16 protein-coding genes are annotated in these 18019 nt (G+C 74.3%); 8 read left to right on the forward strand and 8 right to left on the reverse strand.

The features are described from left to right. Nucleotides 1-23: 23 nt before the first annotated feature. A complete protein-coding gene (gene uxuA / locus ABD254_RS06005) occupies nucleotides 24-1208 on the forward strand; it encodes a mannonate dehydratase (RefSeq protein ID WP_344248509.1) in 1185 nt (394 codons plus the stop codon). Here the strand turns inward: uxuA and ABD254_RS06010 are convergent. The 3 genes from ABD254_RS06010 to eda form a co-directional block, all read right to left on the reverse strand. Then, nucleotides 1133-1675 carry a ferritin gene (locus ABD254_RS06010; RefSeq protein ID WP_344246598.1) on the reverse strand — a complete coding sequence of 181 codons (543 nt, stop codon included), beginning with the start codon at nucleotides 1673-1675 and terminating at the stop codon, nucleotides 1133-1135. The two genes, uxuA and ABD254_RS06010, sit on opposite strands and share 76 nt — an antisense overlap. Before the next feature lie 251 nt (nucleotides 1676-1926). Next, nucleotides 1927-3033, reverse strand: a complete 1107-nt coding sequence (locus tag ABD254_RS06015; protein ID WP_344246600.1) for a sugar kinase — start codon at nucleotides 3031-3033, stop codon at nucleotides 1927-1929. A 6-nt stretch (nucleotides 3034-3039) separates the two neighbouring features. After that, nucleotides 3040-3717: a bifunctional 4-hydroxy-2-oxoglutarate aldolase/2-dehydro-3-deoxy-phosphogluconate aldolase gene (eda, locus tag ABD254_RS06020; protein WP_344246602.1), complete on the reverse strand. Its 678-nt coding sequence runs from the start codon at nucleotides 3715-3717 to the stop codon at nucleotides 3040-3042. A gap of 68 nt (nucleotides 3718-3785) precedes the next feature. On the opposite strand from eda, the gene ABD254_RS06025 reads away from it, so the two are divergent. Both ABD254_RS06025 and ABD254_RS06030 read left to right on the forward strand, forming a co-directional pair. Beyond that, a complete protein-coding gene (locus tag ABD254_RS06025; protein WP_344246604.1) occupies nucleotides 3786-4571 on the forward strand; it encodes an IclR family transcriptional regulator in 786 nt (261 codons plus the stop codon). A gap of 82 nt (nucleotides 4572-4653) precedes the next feature. Next, nucleotides 4654-5337 carry an HAD hydrolase-like protein gene (locus tag ABD254_RS06030; RefSeq protein ID WP_344246605.1) on the forward strand — a complete coding sequence of 228 codons (684 nt, stop codon included), beginning with the start codon at nucleotides 4654-4656 and terminating at the stop codon, nucleotides 5335-5337. A 230-nt stretch (nucleotides 5338-5567) separates the two neighbouring features. On the opposite strand, the gene ABD254_RS06035 is transcribed toward ABD254_RS06030, so the two are convergent. Next, nucleotides 5568-8135 (reverse strand): ATP-dependent Clp protease ATP-binding subunit, encoded by a 2568-nt coding sequence (locus ABD254_RS06035; protein WP_344246607.1) that lies wholly within the window; start codon nucleotides 8133-8135, stop codon nucleotides 5568-5570. A gap of 218 nt (nucleotides 8136-8353) precedes the next feature. On the opposite strand from ABD254_RS06035, the gene ABD254_RS06040 reads away from it, so the two are divergent. The 3 genes from ABD254_RS06040 to ABD254_RS06050 all read left to right on the forward strand — a co-directional run bounded on the left by ABD254_RS06040 (nucleotide 8354) and on the right by ABD254_RS06050 (nucleotide 10933). Beyond that, nucleotides 8354-9178, forward strand: coding sequence for a hypothetical protein (locus ABD254_RS06040; RefSeq protein ID WP_344246609.1), 825 nt, complete (start codon nucleotides 8354-8356; stop codon nucleotides 9176-9178). A gap of 156 nt (nucleotides 9179-9334) precedes the next feature. Then, complete coding sequence (locus ABD254_RS06045) at nucleotides 9335-10225, forward strand: universal stress protein (RefSeq protein ID WP_344246611.1); 891 nt, start codon at nucleotides 9335-9337, stop codon at nucleotides 10223-10225. 165 nt (nucleotides 10226-10390) lie between these two features. Beyond that, entirely contained in the window at nucleotides 10391-10933 is a 543-nt protein-coding gene (locus ABD254_RS06050) for a hypothetical protein (RefSeq protein WP_344246613.1), read from the forward strand. A gap of 25 nt (nucleotides 10934-10958) precedes the next feature. Here the strand turns inward: ABD254_RS06050 and ABD254_RS06055 are convergent, their stop codons facing one another. The 4 genes from ABD254_RS06055 to ABD254_RS06070 all read right to left on the reverse strand — a co-directional run bounded on the left by ABD254_RS06055 (nucleotide 10959) and on the right by ABD254_RS06070 (nucleotide 16191). Beyond that, complete coding sequence (locus ABD254_RS06055; protein ID WP_344246615.1) at nucleotides 10959-12992, reverse strand: ABC1 kinase family protein; 2034 nt, start codon at nucleotides 12990-12992, stop codon at nucleotides 10959-10961. Between the two features lie 142 nt (nucleotides 12993-13134). Beyond that, the gene (locus ABD254_RS06060) at nucleotides 13135-13659 is read right to left on the reverse strand and encodes a hypothetical protein (protein ID WP_344246617.1); all 525 of its coding nucleotides are present in this window, start codon (nucleotides 13657-13659) and stop codon (nucleotides 13135-13137) included. Between the two features lie 181 nt (nucleotides 13660-13840). Next, nucleotides 13841-15157: an oligosaccharide MFS transporter gene (locus ABD254_RS06065; RefSeq protein WP_344246619.1), complete on the reverse strand. Its 1317-nt coding sequence runs from the start codon at nucleotides 15155-15157 to the stop codon at nucleotides 13841-13843. Then, on the reverse strand, nucleotides 15157-16191 hold the full coding sequence (locus ABD254_RS06070) for a glycoside hydrolase family 43 protein (protein WP_344246621.1): 1035 nt from the start codon (nucleotides 16189-16191) through the stop codon (nucleotides 15157-15159). The genes ABD254_RS06065 and ABD254_RS06070 overlap by 1 nt, the downstream gene beginning before the upstream one ends. A 305-nt stretch (nucleotides 16192-16496) precedes the next feature. Here ABD254_RS06070 and ABD254_RS06075 point away from each other — a divergent pair, with 305 nt between their 5' ends. After that, on the forward strand, nucleotides 16497-17084 hold the full coding sequence (locus ABD254_RS06075; protein WP_344246623.1) for an alpha/beta hydrolase family protein: 588 nt from the start codon (nucleotides 16497-16499) through the stop codon (nucleotides 17082-17084). A 119-nt stretch (nucleotides 17085-17203) separates the two neighbouring features. After that, nucleotides 17204-18016, forward strand: a complete 813-nt coding sequence (locus ABD254_RS06080) for a hypothetical protein (protein WP_344246625.1) — start codon at nucleotides 17204-17206, stop codon at nucleotides 18014-18016. The last annotated feature ends 3 nt before the right edge of the window (nucleotides 18017-18019 follow it).

Consider the following 18019-nt stretch of genomic DNA (forward strand, 5'->3'; position numbering starts at 1 on the left):
ACGAGGAGAGACGCACCGTGAAGATGGGCTTCCGCTGGTACGGCGACGGGAACGACACCGTCACGCTCGACCAGATCCGGCAGATCCCCGGCGTCGAGACGGTGGTGTGGAGCCTGCACCACAAGCAGGCCGGCGAGGTGTGGGAGCAGGCCGAGATCGACGCGGAGGTCGCGCGGATCACCGGGCTCTCGCGCGAGGCGCGCGCCCGGGGCGTGACCCGCACGCTGGACGCCGAGGTCGTGGAGTCGGTCAACGTGCACGAGTCCATCAAGCTGGGCCGCACCGTGCTCGGCCTCGGCCGCGACGAGGCGATCGACAACTACGTCACCACGATCAAGCGGCTGGGACGGGCCGGGGTCAAGGTCGTCTGCTACAACTTCATGCCCGTCTTCGACTGGCTCCGCACCGACCTGTGGCACCCGCTCCCCGACGGCTCCACCGCCCTGTACTTCGAGAAGGCGGTGGTGGACCGGATGACGCCGGAGGGGCTCATCGCCGACATGGCGGCCGGGTCCCACGGCCTGACCCTCCCGGGGTGGGAACCGGAGCGCCTCGCGGGCTTCACCGAGCTGAACGCCGCGTACGACGGCGTCACCCACGAGGACATGTACGCGAGCTACAAGTACTTCCTCGAGGCCGTGATCCCCGCCTGCGCGGAGGCCGACATCCGGCTGGGCGTGCACCCCGACGACCCGCCGTTCGACGTCTTCGGCTGGCCCCGCGTCGTGTCCACCCCGGACGACCTCGCCCGCGTGCTCGACCTGCACCCGAGCCCGTACCACGGCCTGACGCTGTGCCTGGGGAGCTTCTCGGCGAACCCCGCCCAGGCCCCCCTCGCCGCGGGCACCGTGCGCCGCTTCGTCGATCGCATCCACTTCACCCACGTGCGCAACATCAAGCACTTCGAGAACGGCGACTTCACCGAGGTCGGGCACCGCGCGTGCGAGGGCGACGTCGACACCACCGGGATCATGCGGGCGTACGCCGAGGCCGGGTACACCGGGTACGTGCGGCCCGACCACGGGCGTCACCTGTGGGACGAGAACACCACGAACAAGCCCCGCCCCGGGTACGGCCTGTACGACCGCGCGCTCGGCACCCAGTACCTCCTGGGCGCGTGGGACGCGTTCCGCTACAGCGCGCCGCCCGCGGCCTTGGGCGCGTCCGCGGACTCGCCGGAGTCGCCGATCGTCTCGCGGGCGACGTAGTTCTCCAGGTCGAACAGGTTGTCGCCAGCGCGCTTGGCGACCGTGAGCAGCGTCGTCGCGGACGCGACCTCCTCGACCTGCTCCTCGAGGAACCACAGCAGGAACTGCTCGCCCAGCGCGTCGCCCTCCTCCCGCGCCGCGCGGAAGATGGCCTCGATCTGGCGCGTGACCTGCTGCTCCTGGTCGAGGGCGAGCTGCAACGGCTCCACGACGGCGTCGAAGTCGTTGCGCACGTCCGGCGTGCCCGGGATCGTCACGGGCAGCGACCGGTCCAGGTGGTACTGCACGATCATCATCGCGTGGTTGCGCTCCTCGAGCGCCTGCCGGTAGAAGTGCGCCGCCAGCTGCGGCAGGTCGTGGCCGTCGAACCACACCGCCATCGCCGTGTACTGCTGGTGCGCGGCCAGCTCGTGGCCCACCTGCTCGCCCAGCAGCCGCCAGAACTGCGAACCCTCGGAGGTCGTCATGTCCTCCACGCTAGTCGCGCCCGCTGACGACGGCGAGGCCGTCCCGGGCCGGCTCAGCGCACCGGCGGCGACACCAGCCCCGCCTGGTGGGCGTAGACGACGAGCCGCGCCCGGTCCCGCGCGTCCCGCGTGGTCACCGCCCGGCTGACGTGGGTCTTCACGCCGCGAAGTCCCACCCGGGCTCCCCGCGTGGGCGCGAGGCACGCCACCATCCGCTCGGCGGTGGCGGCGGTTCTCGCGCCCACGACGCGTCAGCGCTGGACGCGGGCGCTGCCCCCGCCGGCGAGCTTGGCGACCTCGGCGAGGGTCGCCGTCGTCGTGTCACCCGGCGTGGTCATGGCCAGAGCGCCGTGCGCGGCGCCGTACTCGACGGCCTGCTGCAGCGAGCCCAGCTCCATGAGCCCGTAGGCAAGGCCGGAGGCGAACGAGTCGCCGCCGCCCACCCGGTCGAAGATCTCCAGGTCGGCGCGGTGGGTGGCCTCCGCGAAGCCCTCGGCGCGCGACCAGGCGATCGCACCCCAGTCGTTGCGGGACGCCGAGCGCACACCGCGCAGCGTCGTCGCGATGACCTGGAAGTTCGGGTAGGCCTCGGCGGCCGTGCCGATCATCGCGCGGAAGGCGCCGGTGTCGAGGTCGGTGAGGTTCTCGTCCACGCCCTCGACCTCGAAGCCGAGGGAGGCGGTGAAGTCCTCCTCGTTGCCGATCATCACGTCGACGTGCTGCGCGAGGCGGCGGTTGACCTCGCGCGCCCGCTCGACGCCGCCGATGCCCTTCCACAGCGACGGGCGGTAGTTGAGGTCGTACGACACGACCGTGCCGTGCCGACGCGCGGCCGACATCGCGGCCTCCGCGACGTCCGCGGCCGACTCGGAGAGCGCGGCCAAGATGCCGCCCGTGTGGAGCCAGCGCACGCCGGAGCCGAACAGGGCGTCCCAGTCGACGTCCTCGGGCTTCATCTGCGAGACCGCGGTGTTGCCGCGGTCGCTGACGCCGACCGCGCCGCGGACGCCGAAGCCGCGCTCGGTGAAGTTCAGCCCGTTGCGCACCGACCGGCCGATGCCGTCGTAGTCGCGCCACTGCACCCAGGAGGTGTCGAGGCCGCCGGTGAGCATGAAGTCCTCGACGAGGCGCCCGACCTCGTTGTCGGCGAGCGCGGTGACGATCGCGCCGCGCAGGCCGAACGCGCGGCGCAGGCCGCGGGCCACGTTGTACTCGCCGCCGCCCTCCCAGACGTCGAACGAGCGGGTGGTGCGCACGCGCCGGTCCCCCGGGTCGAGGCGGAGCATGACCTCGCCGAGCGCGACGACGTCGTACCGGCACTCGGCGGCCGGGCGGGTGGTGATCGAGGGGTTGGTCATGTCGGGTCACTTCTCCTTCGACGTGGCGGGGGCGGCGAGCGCGACCGCCTCGGCGGTGCGGCGGGTGACCTCGGCCCAGTCGCCGGCGGCGACGAGGGACTTCTCGACCATCCACGAGCCGCCCACGGCGAGCACGGGGGCGAGGCCGAGGTAGTCGCCCAGGTTGGCGGCGCTCACGCCTCCGGTGGGCACGAAGCGCAGGCCGGGGAACGGTGCGGAGAACGCCTTGATCGCGGCGGGGCCGCCGACGACCGACGCGGGGAAGAGCTTGACGACGTCGATGCCGAGGTCGAGTGCGGCCATGATCTCGCTGGGCGTCGCGACGCCCGGCAGGATCGGGACGCCGTGTTCCTGCGCCCGGCGGACGACGGACGCGGACAGCCCGGGCGACACGATGTAGCGGGCGCCGGCGTCGACGACGGCGTCGACCTGGGCGACGGTGGTCACGGTGCCCGCGCCGACGACCACGTCGGGCTGGGTGCTCGCGACCGCGCGGATCGCGTCGATGCCGCCCGCGGTGCGCAGCGTGATCTCGGCGACGGGCAGGCCGCCGGCGACGAGCGCGTCGGCGAGGCGCGCGCCCTGCTCCGCGCCGTCGACCACGACGACGGGGACCAGCCGGTGGGCGCCGAGCGCGGCGACGACGTCCCCGGCGGTGGGGGTGGAGGTGTCGGGGGAAGACATCGAGGCTCCGTTTCGCTATGGTGAACGCCTGTTGTTCACTACGGAACACCCTAGGGGACGGACCACCGATGACCCAACCTCCCGCGGACGCCGCACCCGGGCCGGCGGACGCCGCGAGCCCGCTCGGCAGCGTCGACAAGGCGCTGCTCGCCCTCGACGCGCTCGCCCGGGCCGGCGCGTCGGGCGTCTCGCTCGCCGCGATCGCGGTCGAGGTCGGCGCCAACAAGTCGACCCTGCACCGCACCCTCGCGGCACTGCGGCACCGGGGGTACGCCGAGCAGGACGAGGCCGGCACCTACCGGCTCGGTCCCGCCGCCGTCGCCCTCGGCACCGCCTACCTCGCCGAGGACAACCTCCCCGCCCTGCTGCGCCCCGCCCTCGAGGCGCTCCGCGACGAGGTCGACGAGCTCGTCCACCTCGGCGTGCGCGCCGGGAGCGAGGTCGTCTACCTCGACAAGGTGGAGCCGCAGCGGCCGCTGCGCGTCTGGTCCGCCGTCGGGCGCCGGATCCCCGCCGCGACCACGGCGCTCGGGCGGGCGCTGCTCGCCGCCGGGCCGGACGACGACGCCACCCTCGACCGGCTCGCCGCCGACGGTGCCGCGAGCCGGCTCCGCGCTGCGGTCCGGGACGCGCGGGCCCAGGGCTATGCGGACGAGACCGAGGAGAACGAGCCCGGCATCGCGTGCGTCGCCGTGGCGATCCTGCGCGCCGGCCGCCCCGTCGGCGCCGTGAGCATCACCGCGCCCGTCGAGCGCATGACGGGCGCGGCACGCGCCGCCCGCGTCACGGCCCTGCGGGAGCTGCTGCCGACCGTCCTGCCGACCGGGCTGACCGTCCCACCCCCGGTGACGTAGCACCGGGTGCTGCTTCCCGGCCCGGAAGCCGCACCCGGTGCTACGTCGACCGCCCGTGGACCCGGCCCCGTACCCTGCCGGGGTGACCCGCACCCCCGCTCCCCTCGTCCTGCTCGACCTCGACGGCACGCTCACCGACTCCGCGCCGGGCATCGTCGCGGGCATCCGGCACGCCTACGGCGCGCTCGGCCTGCCCGTGCCCGACGACGCGACGCTGCGCACGTTCGTCGGCCCGCCGATCACGGACTCGTTCCCCGCGCACGGCGTTCCGGCCGACCGGGTCGCCGAGGCCGTGCGCGCTTACCGCGAGGTGTTCGCCGCCGGAGGCATGTACGACAACCGGGTGTTCGACGGCGTCCCCGAGGCGCTGCGGGAGCTGCGCGCGGCGGGCTGCACGCTCGCCGTCGCGACGTCCAAGCCCGAGGTGTACGCGCGACCCATCTGCGACCGGTTCAGGCTCACCGCGCTGGTCGACGGCGTCTTCGGCGCCCCGCTCGACGAGGGCACGTCCACCAAGGCGGACGTCATCGCCAAGGCCCTCGCCGCGCTGGGCCGCCACTCGCCCGTCGACGCCGCGGCCGACGGGCCGGCGATCATGGTCGGCGACCGCGAGCACGACGTGCACGGTGCCGCCGAGCACGGCATCGGCTGCCTCGGCGTCACCTGGGGGTACGCCGCGCCCGGGGAGCTCGAGGCCGCGGGGGCCGTCGCCCTCGTCGACGACGTCGCCGACCTCGCCACCGCCGTCCTCGCCCGCCTGAAGTGACGACCCCGGGAGTTGTCAGACCCACAAGGCGGTATACCCCGTCCTGGCTCTGACAGGTCGCCGGCCGCTCGAGCTGCCAGACCCACAGGGCGGTATACCCGGCTGTGAGTCTGACGAGTCGCGCGCGGGACGACGAAGGCCCCGGATCCCGTGAGGGGGATCCGGGGCCTGGCTCCGCTGCTCGAGCTTGTCGAGACCAGGGTCTCGACAGGCTCAACCAGCGGTGGGCGTCACTCCGCGCCGGCCTGCAGCTGCCCGGTCGGGGGCAGGTCGCGCACCGAGACGCCGGTCGGGGCCTCGAGCGCCGCGGCGGCGCCGACGGAGACCGGCCCGCGCTCGTGCTCGCTCTTCGGCACCCCGCGGAAGGTGAACTCCCCGAGGATGCCCTCGCCCTCGCCGTCGACGATGACCATCTCGCCCGGCTTGATCTCGCCGAACAGGATCTTCTCGGACAGCGAGTCCTCGATCTCCCGCTGGATGGCGCGCTTGAGCGGACGGGCGCCGAGCACGGGGTCGTAGCCCTTCTCCGCCAGCAGGTTCTTCGCGACCGGGGTCAGCTCGATGCCCATGTCCTTGTCGCGCAGACGCTTGTCCAGCTTGGCGATCTCCAGGTCGACGATCTCGATGATCTCGTCCTGGCTGAGCTGCGGGAAGACCACCACGTCGTCGACGCGGTTGAGGAACTCCGGCCGGAAGTGCTGCTTGAGCTCGTCGTTGACCTTCGCCTTCATCCGCTCGTACGACGTCACCAGGTCGCCGCCGGCGTTGAAGCCGGTCTGCAGGCCCTTGGCGATGTCCCGCGTGCCGAGGTTCGTGGTCATGATGATCACGGTGTTCTTGAAGTCCACCACGCGGCCCTGCGAGTCGGTCAGGCGACCGTCCTCGAGCACCTGCAGCAGCGAGTTGAAGATGTCCGCGTGCGCCTTCTCGACCTCGTCGAACAGGACGACCGAGAACGGCTTGCGCCGCACCTTCTCCGTGAGCTGACCGCCCTCGTCGTAGCCGACGTACCCAGGGGGCGAGCCGAACAGCCGCGAGACCGTGTGCTTCTCCGAGAACTCGGACATGTCGAGCTGGATGAGCGCGTCCTCGTCCCCGAACAGGAACTCGGCGAGCGCCTTGGCCAGCTCGGTCTTCCCGACGCCCGTGGGGCCGGCGAAGATGAACGAGCCACCGGGGCGCTTCGGGTCCTTGAGGCCGGCCCGCGTGCGGCGGATGGCCTGGGACAGCGCCTTGATCGCGGCCTCCTGGCCGACGACCCGCTTGTGGATCTCGTCCTCCATGTGGAGCAGCCGGCTGGACTCCTCCTCGGTGAGCTTGATGACCGGGATGCCCGTGGACATCGCCAGCACCTCGGCGATCAGCTCGTCGTCGACCTCCGCGACGGAGTCGAGGTCGCCCGACTTCCAAGCCTTCTCCTTGTCGGCACGGCGGGCGGTGAGCTGCTTCTCGCGGTCCCGCAGCCCGGCGGCCTTCTCGAAGTCCTGCTCGTCGATCGCCGACTCCTTGTCCCGACGGGCCTCCGCGATCTCCTCGTCCAGGGCCTTGAGCTCGGGCGGGGCCGTCATCCGACGGATGCGCAGGCGCGCGCCCGCCTCGTCGATGAGGTCGATCGCCTTGTCCGGCAGGTACCGGTCGTTGATGTACCGGTCGGCGAGCGTGGCCGCCGAGACGAGCGCCGCGTCGGTGATGGACACGCGGTGGTGCGCCTCGTACCGGTCGCGCAGGCCCTTGAGGATCTCGATCGCGTGGTCGAGCGACGGCTCGTTGACCTGGATCGGCTGGAAGCGGCGCTCGAGCGCCGGGTCCTTCTCGACGTACTTGCGGTACTCGTCGAGCGTGGTGGCGCCGATGGTCTGCAGCTCGCCGCGGGCCAGCATCGGCTTGAGGATGCTGGCGGCGTCGATCGCGCCCTCGGCGGCACCCGCCCCGACGAGGGTGTGGATCTCGTCGATGAACAGGATGATGTCGCCGCGGGTGCGGATCTCCTTGAGCACCTTCTTGAGGCGCTCCTCGAAGTCGCCGCGGTAGCGCGAGCCGGCCACGAGCGCGCCCAGGTCCAGCGTGTAGAGCTGCTTGTCCTTGAGCGTCTCGGGCACGTCGCCGCGCACGATGTCCTGCGCGAGCCCCTCGACGACGGCCGTCTTGCCGACGCCGGGCTCGCCGATGAGGACCGGGTTGTTCTTGGTGCGGCGGGACAGCACCTGCATGACCCGCTCGATCTCCTGGGTGCGCCCGATGACCGGGTCCAGCTTGCCCTCGCGCGCGGCCTGGGTGAGGTTGCGGCCGAACTGGTCGAGGACGGCCGAGCCGGACGGCTGACCCTCCTGCGGGCCGCCGGCGGCCACGGGCTCCTTGCCCTGGTAGCCGCTCAGCAGCTGGATGACCTGCTGGCGCACCTTGTTCAGGTCGGCGCCCATCTTGGTGAGCACCTGGGCGGCGACGCCCTCGCCCTCGCGGATGAGGCCGAGCAGGATGTGCTCGGTGCCGATGTAGTTGTGCCCGAGCTGCAGCGCCTCGCGCAGCGACAGCTCCAGCACCTTCTTGGCGCGCGGCGTGAACGGGATGTGCCCGCTGGGGGCCTGCTGGCCCTCGCCGATGATCTCGGTGACCTGCGTGCGGACGCCGTCGAGCGAGATGCCCAGCGACTCCAGCGCCTTGGCCGCCACGCCCTCACCCTCGTGGATGAGGCCGAGCAGGATGTGCTCGGTACCGATGTAGTTGTGGTTGAGCATCCTCGCTTCTTCCTGCGCGAGGACGACCACCCGACGGGCTCGGTCCGTAAATCTCTCGAACATGTGCTGCTCCCTCACGAGCGGCGTTTCCTGCACCCCGTCGGAGATGACGGCGACAGCCTGACCGCTACGACTCTATGCGCTGACAACCTGCCGACACCCGCCGGTAAGCCCATGTTCGCCAGGGGCGTGACGGCGCGCCGCGTTGCCACCCGCCCACCGGGCGACCAGGCTCGGACCGAGGGACCTACCGGCAGCCGCACCGACATGGGGGGTAGGAGATGGACGGCATCGAGCACGACGACGGCGGCCGCGGCGAGCGGCCGCACGTTCCCGGCCCGCGGCCAGTGCCGGGCGCGACGGGATCACCGCCCGGGGCGACACCCGGGTCGTGGGACGGCGAGGACGACCGCATCGCCCGGTTCTCCGGCGTCGTCGGCGAGGTGTCCGACCCGCTGACGTGGGGCCTCGACCTCGAGGACGAGGCCCTCACCGGGCTGGCCGACGAGCAGGACCCGACGTGCGAGCGGTTCGTCCGCGCGTACCGGTGCTTCACCGGCGAGGCGCTCGAGGTCGAGACGCTGCGCACGGCGGTGCCCGACGACGAGGTCGAGGACGTGGTGCGCGCCGCCTGCTCGGGCGCGCTGGCCGCTCCCTTGCACGCCGACATCGCCGCGCCCGTCGAGCCCGAGCCCACCCGGCCCGCGCCCGCGGATCCCGACCGCGCCGACCCTGAGCACGCGGGCCCCGAGCACGCGGGTCCTGAGCACGCGGGCCCGAGCCCCGCCGACGCCGGGGCCGTGGCGGCGGACTTCGCCGACGCCTACCAGGACTACCGGAGCGCGATGCGGGCGCTGGTCGCGGAGGTCGACGAGGCTCCCCTGGTGACCGGGGTGTTCGGCGTCGACGGCGCGGACGCCGAGAGCGTGGCCGTGACCGCTCGGCGCACGACCGCCGTCTACGTCACGGCGGCGGGCCGTGCCCTCGTCGTCACCGGGCCCGCGGACCTGGTCGACCGGGTGGACGTCGTCACCCAACCGGTCAACACGCTGCTGTCGGGGCGCGGGCGCCCCCCTGGCGGCGAGCCCGACGCGACGGACGCGTGACCCCGCGGCCGGAGCGGCGACGTCACACCCGCTCGCGCTGACGGCGCGGGCCGCCCGCCCTATCCTGCAGATCAGGACCACGGCGCCACCTCGACCGGGGCGACGGCGCGGTCGACGGCACGGTTGACGGCACAGCTGACGAGAGGCGGGTGGCCGATGCGCGGCATCGTGGTCGGGGTGAACGGCTCGACGGAGGCCGACGAGGCCCTGGACTGGGCGATGCGCGAGGCGGACGGCCGGCAGGCACCGCTCACCGCCGTCCTCGTGACGCACGCCGGCGGGCGCAGCGGCGACGCGGCGCACGACGAGGCCGAGCAGGCGCAGGTCCGCGACTCCCTCGACCGCGCGCGGGAGCGCACCGGCCTGACGCCCGCCAGCGAGGCGTGCGTCGTCTCCGGGCCGGCGGCCGACGCGCTGCTGGAGGCTGCCGGCGCCGACGCGGACATGCTCGTGCTGGGCCGACGACGCCGCGCGCGGCTCGGCCGGCGGGTGCTCGGCTCGGTCTCCACCACGGTCGTGGAGCACGCCCACGTGCCGGTCACGGTGGTGCGGCACGGCGACCCGACCGACCCGGCCGACGGCACCATCACGCCCGAGGGAGCCCCGGCCCCCGCGTCGCGGCCCCGCCGCGTCGTGGTCGGCGTCGACACCTCGCCGCCGAGCGTCGCGGCGCTGCGGCACGGCGCCGAGATCGCGCGCCGCACGGGCGCCGAGCTCGAGGCGGTCTTCGCCTGGCAGATCACGACGCTCGCGCCGCTGCCCGGGTCGTGGGGCTGGGCGCCGCCGATCGACGACTACGAGAAGTTCGCCACCGAGGCGCTGTCGGCGGCCGTGCGGGCGGCCGCCGTCGACCTGCCGGCCGGGCAGCTGCACCGGAGCGTGGTGCACGGTCAGGCCGCCAAGGTGCTCGTGGCCGCCGCCGGGGCCGCGGACCGGCTCGTGGTCGGCGCCCGCGGGCTGGGTGGCTTCGAGCGGCTCCTGCTCGGCTCGGTGAGCCGACAGGTGCTGGACTTCTCCCCCTGCCCGGTGACCGTCGTGCGGGGCTGATTTCGCCGGGGCTGATTTCGCCGGGTCGGCCGACGCCGTCCGCGCGGTCGTGACCAGGGAAGACACCACGCGACCCGCCGTGGCGGACCGCGCGCGCCGCCCCCGACCTGCCGCTAGCGTGACGCCCGATGGTCGCGGCGTGCGGCCCGTCCACCAGGAGGTCCCGTGCAGCGACGCCCCGTCCCGTCGACCCGTCGCGGCCGCGCGGTTCCCGCCGCGCTCGGCGCCCTCGTCATGGCGGGCGTCCTCGCCGGCTGCTCGGTGGGGAGCCCGTTCGTGGCCTCGGACTCGACGTCCGAGCCGAGCGCGTCCGCGACCGACGAGAGCGCCGGGACGCTGGAGCTGGACTGTTGGGACGACGAGTACCGCGAGACCACGCACTTCTCCGTCGACCGGACCGACGAGCCGGACTTCGGTGAGGTGTGGTCCTCCGACGTCCGCCGGTCGTGCACCGGCGAGCTCACGGGCGAGCGGTCCTGGGCCACCGCGGCCGAGTTCGCGACGCGGTCCACGATCAGCCCCGACGGCGGTCAGGTCGACCCGAGCGCGCTCGTGGACGCCTACACGCGGTGCGCCGAGGTCAGCCCCGAGGCGGCGAGCACGGTGGCGGCGGCCGGGGCCGACGTGGCGACCCTGGAGATTCTCCTCGCGCTGTGCCCGCGCCACCCCCACGCCGGCGAGTGGGAAGATCTCGTCGCCGCGGGCTGACCGCCCCCTCACCAGGACCGGGCCGTCAGCGGCGCCCGGGACCGCGGAATGCGAACACGAGCACCCGCACGACCAGGACGGTGCCGACGAACGCCAGCCCGGCCCCGAGCAGCGGGTACAGCCGGAGTCCCTCGCCCACCACGGGCCCCTCCGAGGTGAGCAGCACGACCGCCGCGACCAGCGCGGCCACGGCGATCAGCGTCATCACCACCTGCTGCACCAGGCCCGTGAGGAACGCGCGGTCGTCGGAGTCGGCGAGCGCCCGGACGGTGACGGTGAACCGGCCCTGCTCGAGGTCGCCGACGATGCGCGTGACGCGCCGCGGCAGCCGCTCGAGCTCGGGCGCGAAGCCGAGGAGCTGCTGGGTGGCCTTGCGCCGCAGCCCGTCCACGGTGACGAGCCGGGACAGCAGCGGGCGGCTCTGGTCGCGCGCCGCCGCGACCAGGTCGAACCCGGGACTGAGGAGGCGCGCCGTGCCCTCGAGCGCGGCGAACGAGCGGAACGCGGCCGCAACCTGCGGGGGGACGGCGACGCCCGCGTCGTGCACGGTGCGCAGCAGCGCGGCGAACGCCGCCTCCGTGCCCGCCCCGGAGCGCAGCCGCAGCACGAGCTGCCCGATCGCGCGCTCGAGGCTCCGCACGTCGAGCCCGCGGGGCGGCTCGAGCAGCTCGAGCAGCGCGTCGGTCGCCGCGACCGCGTCGTCGCCGTCGACGGCCATGAGCAGCGCGCCGAGGGCGATCCGCTCCGGCTCGCCGAGGCGCCCCACCGACCCCATGTCGAGCAGGCCGAGGCGCCCGCCCGGCATGACGAGCACGTTGCCCGGGTGCAGGTCGGCGTGGAACGTCCCCGCGACGAGCACCTGCTCGAGGGTGGCGCGCACCAGACGCTCCGCCAGCTCCGCACGGTCGCCGGCCGACGACGACGCGAGCAGCGTCGCCGCGCGGCCCGCCGGCACGCCGTCGAGCCGCTCCAGCACGAGCAGGGTGCGGCCCGACGGCCCGGCGACGACGTCCGGCACGACGACCAGCGGGCCCTGCGACGCGCCGTCGTCGTCGGTGCGCACGTCCAGGGCCGCGCGCAGCGCGAACGTGTTCTCCGCCTCGGCGGTGTAGTCGAGCTCCTCGCGCAGGGAGGCGGCGAAGCCGTCAGCGAGCGCGACGACGCCCCAGGCCCGGCCCCATGCGGTGTCGCGCTCCAGGCGCCGGGCCAGGCGCCCCAGGATGGCGAGGTCCACCTCCACCTGCTCGCGGGCGCCCGGGCGCTGCACCTTGACGACCACCTCCCGCCCGTCGAGGAGCCGCGCCCCGTGGACCTGGCCCACGGACGCGGACGCGATCGGCTCCGGGTCGAAGCGCGCGAACACCTCGTCGACCGGCCGCCCGAGCGCCGCGACGACCGCCGGCTCGACCTGCGCCCACGGCGCGGGCGGGACGTCGTCCTGCAGCGTGGCGAGCGCGTCCGTGATCGCGGGGGGCAGCAGGTCGCGACGGGTGGAGAGCGTCTGGCCGAACTTCACGAACGTCACGCCCGCGTCGCTGAGGGTGTCGCGAAGCCCGAGGGCGAACCGGTCCGTCTCTGCCCGCGACAACCTCGAGCCGTCCGCTCGGCGCGCTCCCCCGCGGAACGCGCCGCCGAGCCCGTGGCGCACGCCGATCGCCACGACCTGCGCGTAGCGGCGGGTCTCCCGGCGCCCCTGCCGCAGCCCGCGCGCGGCGCGCCACGGGCTCGGCAGCGAGCCGGTCGGCACGAGCAGCTCCAGCACCAGGAGCACGCACAGCCCCAGCACGAACGCCCAGGCGAAGACGAGCGCGACGGCGACGAGCGCGACCCACGGCTCCACCGTGGGCGTGCCGTCCGCCCGGGCCCACCCCGCGGCCCGCATCCCGGCCGTCAGCGCCGCCGACGCCGCCGTGAGCCCGGCGAACGACACGACGCCGGCGCGCACCCAGCCGACCGGCGCCCCCATGACCCGCCGCGCCGTCGCGGCGAGGAGCACCAGCATGGCGACGGTCGCCGCGAACGCGACGAGCCCGCCGAGGAACCCCGAGACCAGCTGCATGGCCCCCACTCTCGCCGACGCCGCGCCCGACGGTGCGGCGACACGTCCGGCGGGGCACGACCGGCGGGGCATGAACGCCGGTGCCGCGCCGTCACCCGGCCAGCGCCGGACGGCGGGAGCCGTCATCGCCGGACGGCCGGAGTCAGCGGCGGACGGCCCACGCCGCCAGCGTGAGGGCGACGACGTCCTCCGCGAGCGCCGCGGGCAGGTCCGGCCACCCGCGCCGCGCGAAGGCCGACCGCCACGCCGCCCCGGCGCCCGTGGCGACCGCGCCGCCGGCCGCCCCCGCGGCCACGGCGACGGCGGTCGTGCCCGGCGTCGCGCGGCGACGTCGGGCGAGCACCAGTGCGCCGGCGGCGCCGCTCGCGGCCCGCACCTCGGTGCCGTGGTGCTCCAGCCGGCTGGGCGCCGTCGGCAGCGTGTCACCTACGAGCTCGCCCAGCACGGCCAGGGTGGCGACCACGCGGACGGCGCCGGGCGGGCGGTGGGCGTACGCGGCCGGCTCGCCCGGGCCCGGTGCCGGGACCGGGCCCAGCACCGGGGCGGCGAGACCGAGGGTCGCGCGGGAGCCGGCGGCGAGGCCGAGCGCGAGGGACCTGGCGACCAGGCCCGGGTGGACGGACCTGGAGGCGCGCGCGAGGGCCCGCGCGGCGGGCGAGGCGATCATGCGCCCACTCTGGCACCGGGCCGCCGTCACCGCCCGACGCCCACAGCCCGACGCCCACAGCCCGACGCCCACAGCCCGACGCCCACAGCCCGGCGCCGAACAGGCGGTTGACACCGTCATCGCGCCCCCGAGGGCTCGGTGGCGGTGCCAACCGCCTGTTCGGCGACCGGGTGGGGGCGCGTCAGTGCGAGAGCGCCCCCGCGGACCCGGGGTCGGCGGCAGCCCCGACCGGGTCCGGCCGGCCGCGGTCGTCGCGCATCAGGAAGCTCGCGGCCACCAGGACGGCGAGGACCACGACCCCCATGACGAGGTACGACGTGGAGAACCCGATCGCCTCGTAGGACAGCCCGAACACCCACGAGAAGATGAAGACGCCGACCTGCTTGGCCGTGTTGAAGCCGACCATGTACGCGGTGGCGGAGATCCGGACGTCGAACATGCGGGTGATGTACTTCATCACCGAGACGAGCATCAGCGGCATCTCGATCGCGGCGAGCAGGCGCCACAGGATGAGCGCCTCGGTCGACGTGAACAGCGCCGACCCGACCACGCGGACCACGAGGACGAGCGCGAAGATCTGCAGGCCGCGCTTGGCGCCGATCTTGTTGATGATGAACGGCATCACCACCATGACGGCGGCCTCGAGCAGGATCTGCACGAACACGACGCGGGAGAAGAGCACCTGCGGGTCGAGGCTGCCGACGACGTGCTCGCCGAAGTAGATCGCGAACTGCTGGTCGAAGACGTCGTACAGGGCCGCGGTGCCGAACATCAGGATCATGAACCCGACGAACGAGCGGTTGCGCAGCAGCTGCTTGACGGTGTCCTTCGAGACCTTGGGCCGCGGGGTCGTCTCCCCGGCGGCGGGGGCGGCCTCCCCGGCCGCCCTCGGGGTCCGGGCCGCGAACAGGAGCGCCCCCAGCACGACCGCGGAGAACGTGCCGACCCACCAGATGCTGTCCGGGTTGGCCGCCCAGATGAAGCCGCCGACCAAGGAGGCGGTCGCACCCGCCAGGGAGCCGAAGAGGCGCACGTGCCCGTACTCGAAGCCGTTGGCGCGCGAGCCGCGCTCGTTGAACGCCTCGACCACGCCGACGCCGGAGTTGAGCACGAGGGACAGGAAGATGCCGCCCACGACGGCGCCGACCACCTGGTTGAAGGCCACGATCGGCGGGAAGACGAACGCGAAGAACGGCCCCATCAGCGCGCCCATCACGACGACGAACACGAAGAGGTTCTTGCGGAACCCGAGCCGGTCCTGGATGTAGCCGTAGAACGGCTGCAGGCACAGGGCCGTGAGCGCCATCATCGAGTTCAGCAGCCCGATGTTGCCCTCGCTCATCCCCACCTGGTCCTTGAGCCAGGGCGCGAGGAACGTGAAGACCAGCTGCCAGCTGGCGAAGTAGAAGAAGAACAGGCCGCCGTAGTTCCAGAAGGCGAGCTTCTTCAGCGAGTCCCGGGCGCGGGGCTTCGCGGCGGGGGCGGTGGTGGTGCTCATCAGAACTCTCCGTCGGCGGGGAGGACCTCGGTCGAGGTGGGGGTGGGGCGGGTGTCGGGGACTGGGGTGCCCCAGACGGGGTTGCCGTCGGCGTCGAACGGCAGCACCTGTGCGCGGGCGTGCCGGTTCGGGTCCCACAGCGGGTCGCCGGTGATCTCGGTGTAGGTGCGTGCGTGGTAGACGAGGACGGCGTCGCCGTCCGGCGTCTCGGTGAACGAGTTGTGGCCGGGGCCGTACTGGCCCGCGGCCGGGTCGCTCACGAAGACCGGCTCGGGGCTCTTGGTCCACGACGCCGGGTCGAGGAGGTCGGCGCCGGCGTCGGCGGTGAGCAGGCCCATCGCGTAGTCGATGCCCGTAGCGGCTCCGGAGTAGGTGAGGAAGACGCGGCCGTCGCGCACCAGGACCGAGGGGCCCTCGTTGACCCAGAAGCCCTTGGTCTCCCAGTCGAACTCCGGGCGGGTCAGCTCGACGGCCGGGGTGGCGAGCACCCACGGCTTCTCCATCCGCGCGATGTAGAGGTTCGAGTGGCCGCGCACGGTGAGGTCCTGCTGCGCCCAGACCAGGTACTGCTCGCCGCCCGTCACGAACGAGGTCGCGTCCAGGGCGAACGACTCCCAGCCCGTGTCGACCTGCCCGCGCTCGACCCACTCGCCGGCGAACGGGTCGTCCGCGGTGTTCTCCAGGACGAAGACGCGGTGGTTGAACGTCTCGTTCTCGCTCGGCGCGTCCACGGTGCCGTGGTCGACCGGGGCGGCGGCGTAGTAGACGTACCAGGCGCCGTTCACGCGGTGGATCTCGGGGGCCCAGATCAGCTGCGACTGCGGGCCGTCGGCGTGCCGCTGCCAGATGGTCACCTCGGGCGCGGACTGCAGGTCCTCGAGCCGGTCGGCGCGGCGCAGCACGATCCGGTCGTAGCGCGGGTGCGAGCCCGTGAAGTAGTACGTCCCGTCGTGCCGGAGCACGCACGGGTCCGCGCGCTGCAGCACGATCGGGTTGATCGTGACCTGGCCGTCCTTCATGTCGAAGTCCGTCATCGGGGTTCCTCCGGGTTCCTGCACTGGGCCGGTCGGCATCTGGCGTCGACGCCGCGCCATCGAGGGTAAACGATGTAATCGACCGCCCGGCGCCGCCGAGGACCGCCTCCGCGGCATGACCTGCGCGAACGATCGACGTGTGACGACGGCCACGCCGCGGCAATCCCGTCACGCGGTCGGCATCCGACCACCACTCGCCGTCATGCGGTCGGGATTCGGACCGCGCTCGACGGCGCGCGGTCGAGGTTCGCCTGTCGCCGTCGGCGCCGGTCGCCGCCGTCCTGGGCGGCCCGCACAATGGGCCCATGACCACGCCCCCGACGTCCGGGCCCGCCGGACTGCTGCTGACCCCCGGGGCGGGCGCGAGCCGGGACCACCACACGCTGGTCGCGGTCGAGCACGCGCTCGACGCGCTGACCCCGACCGTGCCGAGCCGGCGCGTCGACTTCCCGTACCGGCTCGCGGGGAAGAAGGTGCCCGACCGGCCGCCGGTCGCGATCGCGCACCTGCGCGAGGAGGCGGGCCGGTTCGCGGACTCGATCGGGGTCGGCACCGACCGGCTGCTGCTGGGCGGCCGCTCGTTCGGCGGGCGGATGTGCTCGATGGCGGTGGCCGAGGGGCTGCCGGCCGCCGGGCTGGTGCTGCTCAGCTACCCGCTGCACCCGCCGGGCAAGCCCGAGAGGCTGCGCGTCGAGCACCTGCCGCAGCTCGAGGTGCCGGTGCTGTTCGTCTCCGGCGACCGGGACCCGTTCGGCTCCCCCGAGGAGCTGGCCGAGCACGCGGCGACCATCCCCGGGCCCGTCACCCTCGTGACCCTGCCCGGCGCGCACGACGTGCGCGGCAAGGACGCCGACGTCGCGGCCGCCGTCGCGGACTGGGTGCACACGCTCTGACCGGCCGGGACGCCGACGCGGAGACGCCCAGAGCCGACTCGCGCGTGCCCTACGATGTGACCCGCCCGCCGGACCACCGGCCCGACGACGAGAGGTCACGCGAGAACACCGTGCGCGCCGTGAGTCCCGTGGCCCGGGCGATCCTCCCGGCCGTGGCCGCCGTGGGTCTCGTCGCGGCCGCGCCGCCCCTCGCCGCGACTGCGGACGACGACGTCCAGGTGTGGGTGAGCGCGTACGGGGCCGCGTTCCCGCCGTCGCAGGCGGACACCTCGGGCATGGTGGAGTACCGCGTGCGCGGCCACGACCGCGGCCCGACGGTGCGCCTGACCGAGCCGATCCACGACGACGCCGGGTGGGTGCCGTTCTCCGGGGCCGCGGACGCGCTCCCGGGCGGCTACTGCGTCTCGTGGGTGCGCGTTCCGGGCGTCGGCACCTGGCAGGACTCGTCCGCGTCGGTCTGCACCCCCCGCTCGAGCGACGACGACCCGGCCCCGTCCCCCTCTCCGAGCGAGACGACGCCCGCGCCCGACCCGGCGCCCACGGCGACCGACACCCCGTCGACGCCCAGCGCCTCGCCCACGAGCAGCCCGGGCCCGACGGCGACGCCGGAGCCCTCGGTCTCGCCCACGCCCTCCGCGACGCCGTCGCCGAGCCCCTCCGCCGGCCCGTCGCCCACCGCGTCCGGGTCGCCGTCCGCCACGCCGAGCCCGGCGACGTCGGCGAGCTCCGTCGCCGTGGCCCAGGGCCGCGGCCTCCTGGACTCGTTCACGCGCGACGACGCGCCCGCCCGCGAGTCCGACGTCGCTGCCGGGACGGCGGACGACGGCCCCGGCGGCACGGTCTGGCGCGCGGCGGCCGGCCTGCTCGTGGCGGCCGGCGCGGTGGCGGCCGGCGCCGTCGCGCTGTGGCGGGCCTGGCGCCGCTCGGGCTGAGCG

The sequence above is a fragment of the Isoptericola hypogeus genome, from assembly GCF_039531145.1.
GTDB classification, from domain to species: Bacteria; Actinomycetota; Actinomycetes; order Actinomycetales; family Cellulomonadaceae; genus Isoptericola; species Isoptericola hypogeus.

What these genes read in the sequence shown, in the direction of transcription:
- uxuA (WP_344248509.1), top strand. Translation starts at nt 24, where the DNA reads ATGGGCTTCCGCTGGTACGGCGACGGGAACGACACCGTCACGCTCGAC.
- ABD254_RS06010 (WP_344246598.1), bottom strand. Translation starts at nt 1,675, where the DNA reads ATGACGACCTCCGAGGGTTCGCAGTTCTGGCGGCTGCTGGGCGAGCAG.
- ABD254_RS06015 (WP_344246600.1), bottom strand. Translation starts at nt 3,033, where the DNA reads ATGACCAACCCCTCGATCACCACCCGCCCGGCCGCCGAGTGCCGGTAC.
- eda (WP_344246602.1), bottom strand. Translation starts at nt 3,717, where the DNA reads ATGTCTTCCCCCGACACCTCCACCCCCACCGCCGGGGACGTCGTCGCC.
- ABD254_RS06025 (WP_344246604.1), top strand. Translation starts at nt 3,786, where the DNA reads ATGACCCAACCTCCCGCGGACGCCGCACCCGGGCCGGCGGACGCCGCG.
- ABD254_RS06035 (WP_344246607.1), bottom strand. Translation starts at nt 8,135, where the DNA reads ATGTTCGAGAGATTTACGGACCGAGCCCGTCGGGTGGTCGTCCTCGCG.
- ABD254_RS06040 (WP_344246609.1), top strand. Translation starts at nt 8,354, where the DNA reads ATGGACGGCATCGAGCACGACGACGGCGGCCGCGGCGAGCGGCCGCAC.
- ABD254_RS06045 (WP_344246611.1), top strand. Translation starts at nt 9,335, where the DNA reads ATGCGCGGCATCGTGGTCGGGGTGAACGGCTCGACGGAGGCCGACGAG.
- ABD254_RS06055 (WP_344246615.1), bottom strand. Translation starts at nt 12,992, where the DNA reads ATGCAGCTGGTCTCGGGGTTCCTCGGCGGGCTCGTCGCGTTCGCGGCG.
- ABD254_RS06060 (WP_344246617.1), bottom strand. Translation starts at nt 13,659, where the DNA reads ATGATCGCCTCGCCCGCCGCGCGGGCCCTCGCGCGCGCCTCCAGGTCC.
- ABD254_RS06065 (WP_344246619.1), bottom strand. Translation starts at nt 15,157, where the DNA reads ATGAGCACCACCACCGCCCCCGCCGCGAAGCCCCGCGCCCGGGACTCG.
- ABD254_RS06070 (WP_344246621.1), bottom strand. Translation starts at nt 16,191, where the DNA reads ATGACGGACTTCGACATGAAGGACGGCCAGGTCACGATCAACCCGATC.
- ABD254_RS06075 (WP_344246623.1), top strand. Translation starts at nt 16,497, where the DNA reads ATGACCACGCCCCCGACGTCCGGGCCCGCCGGACTGCTGCTGACCCCC.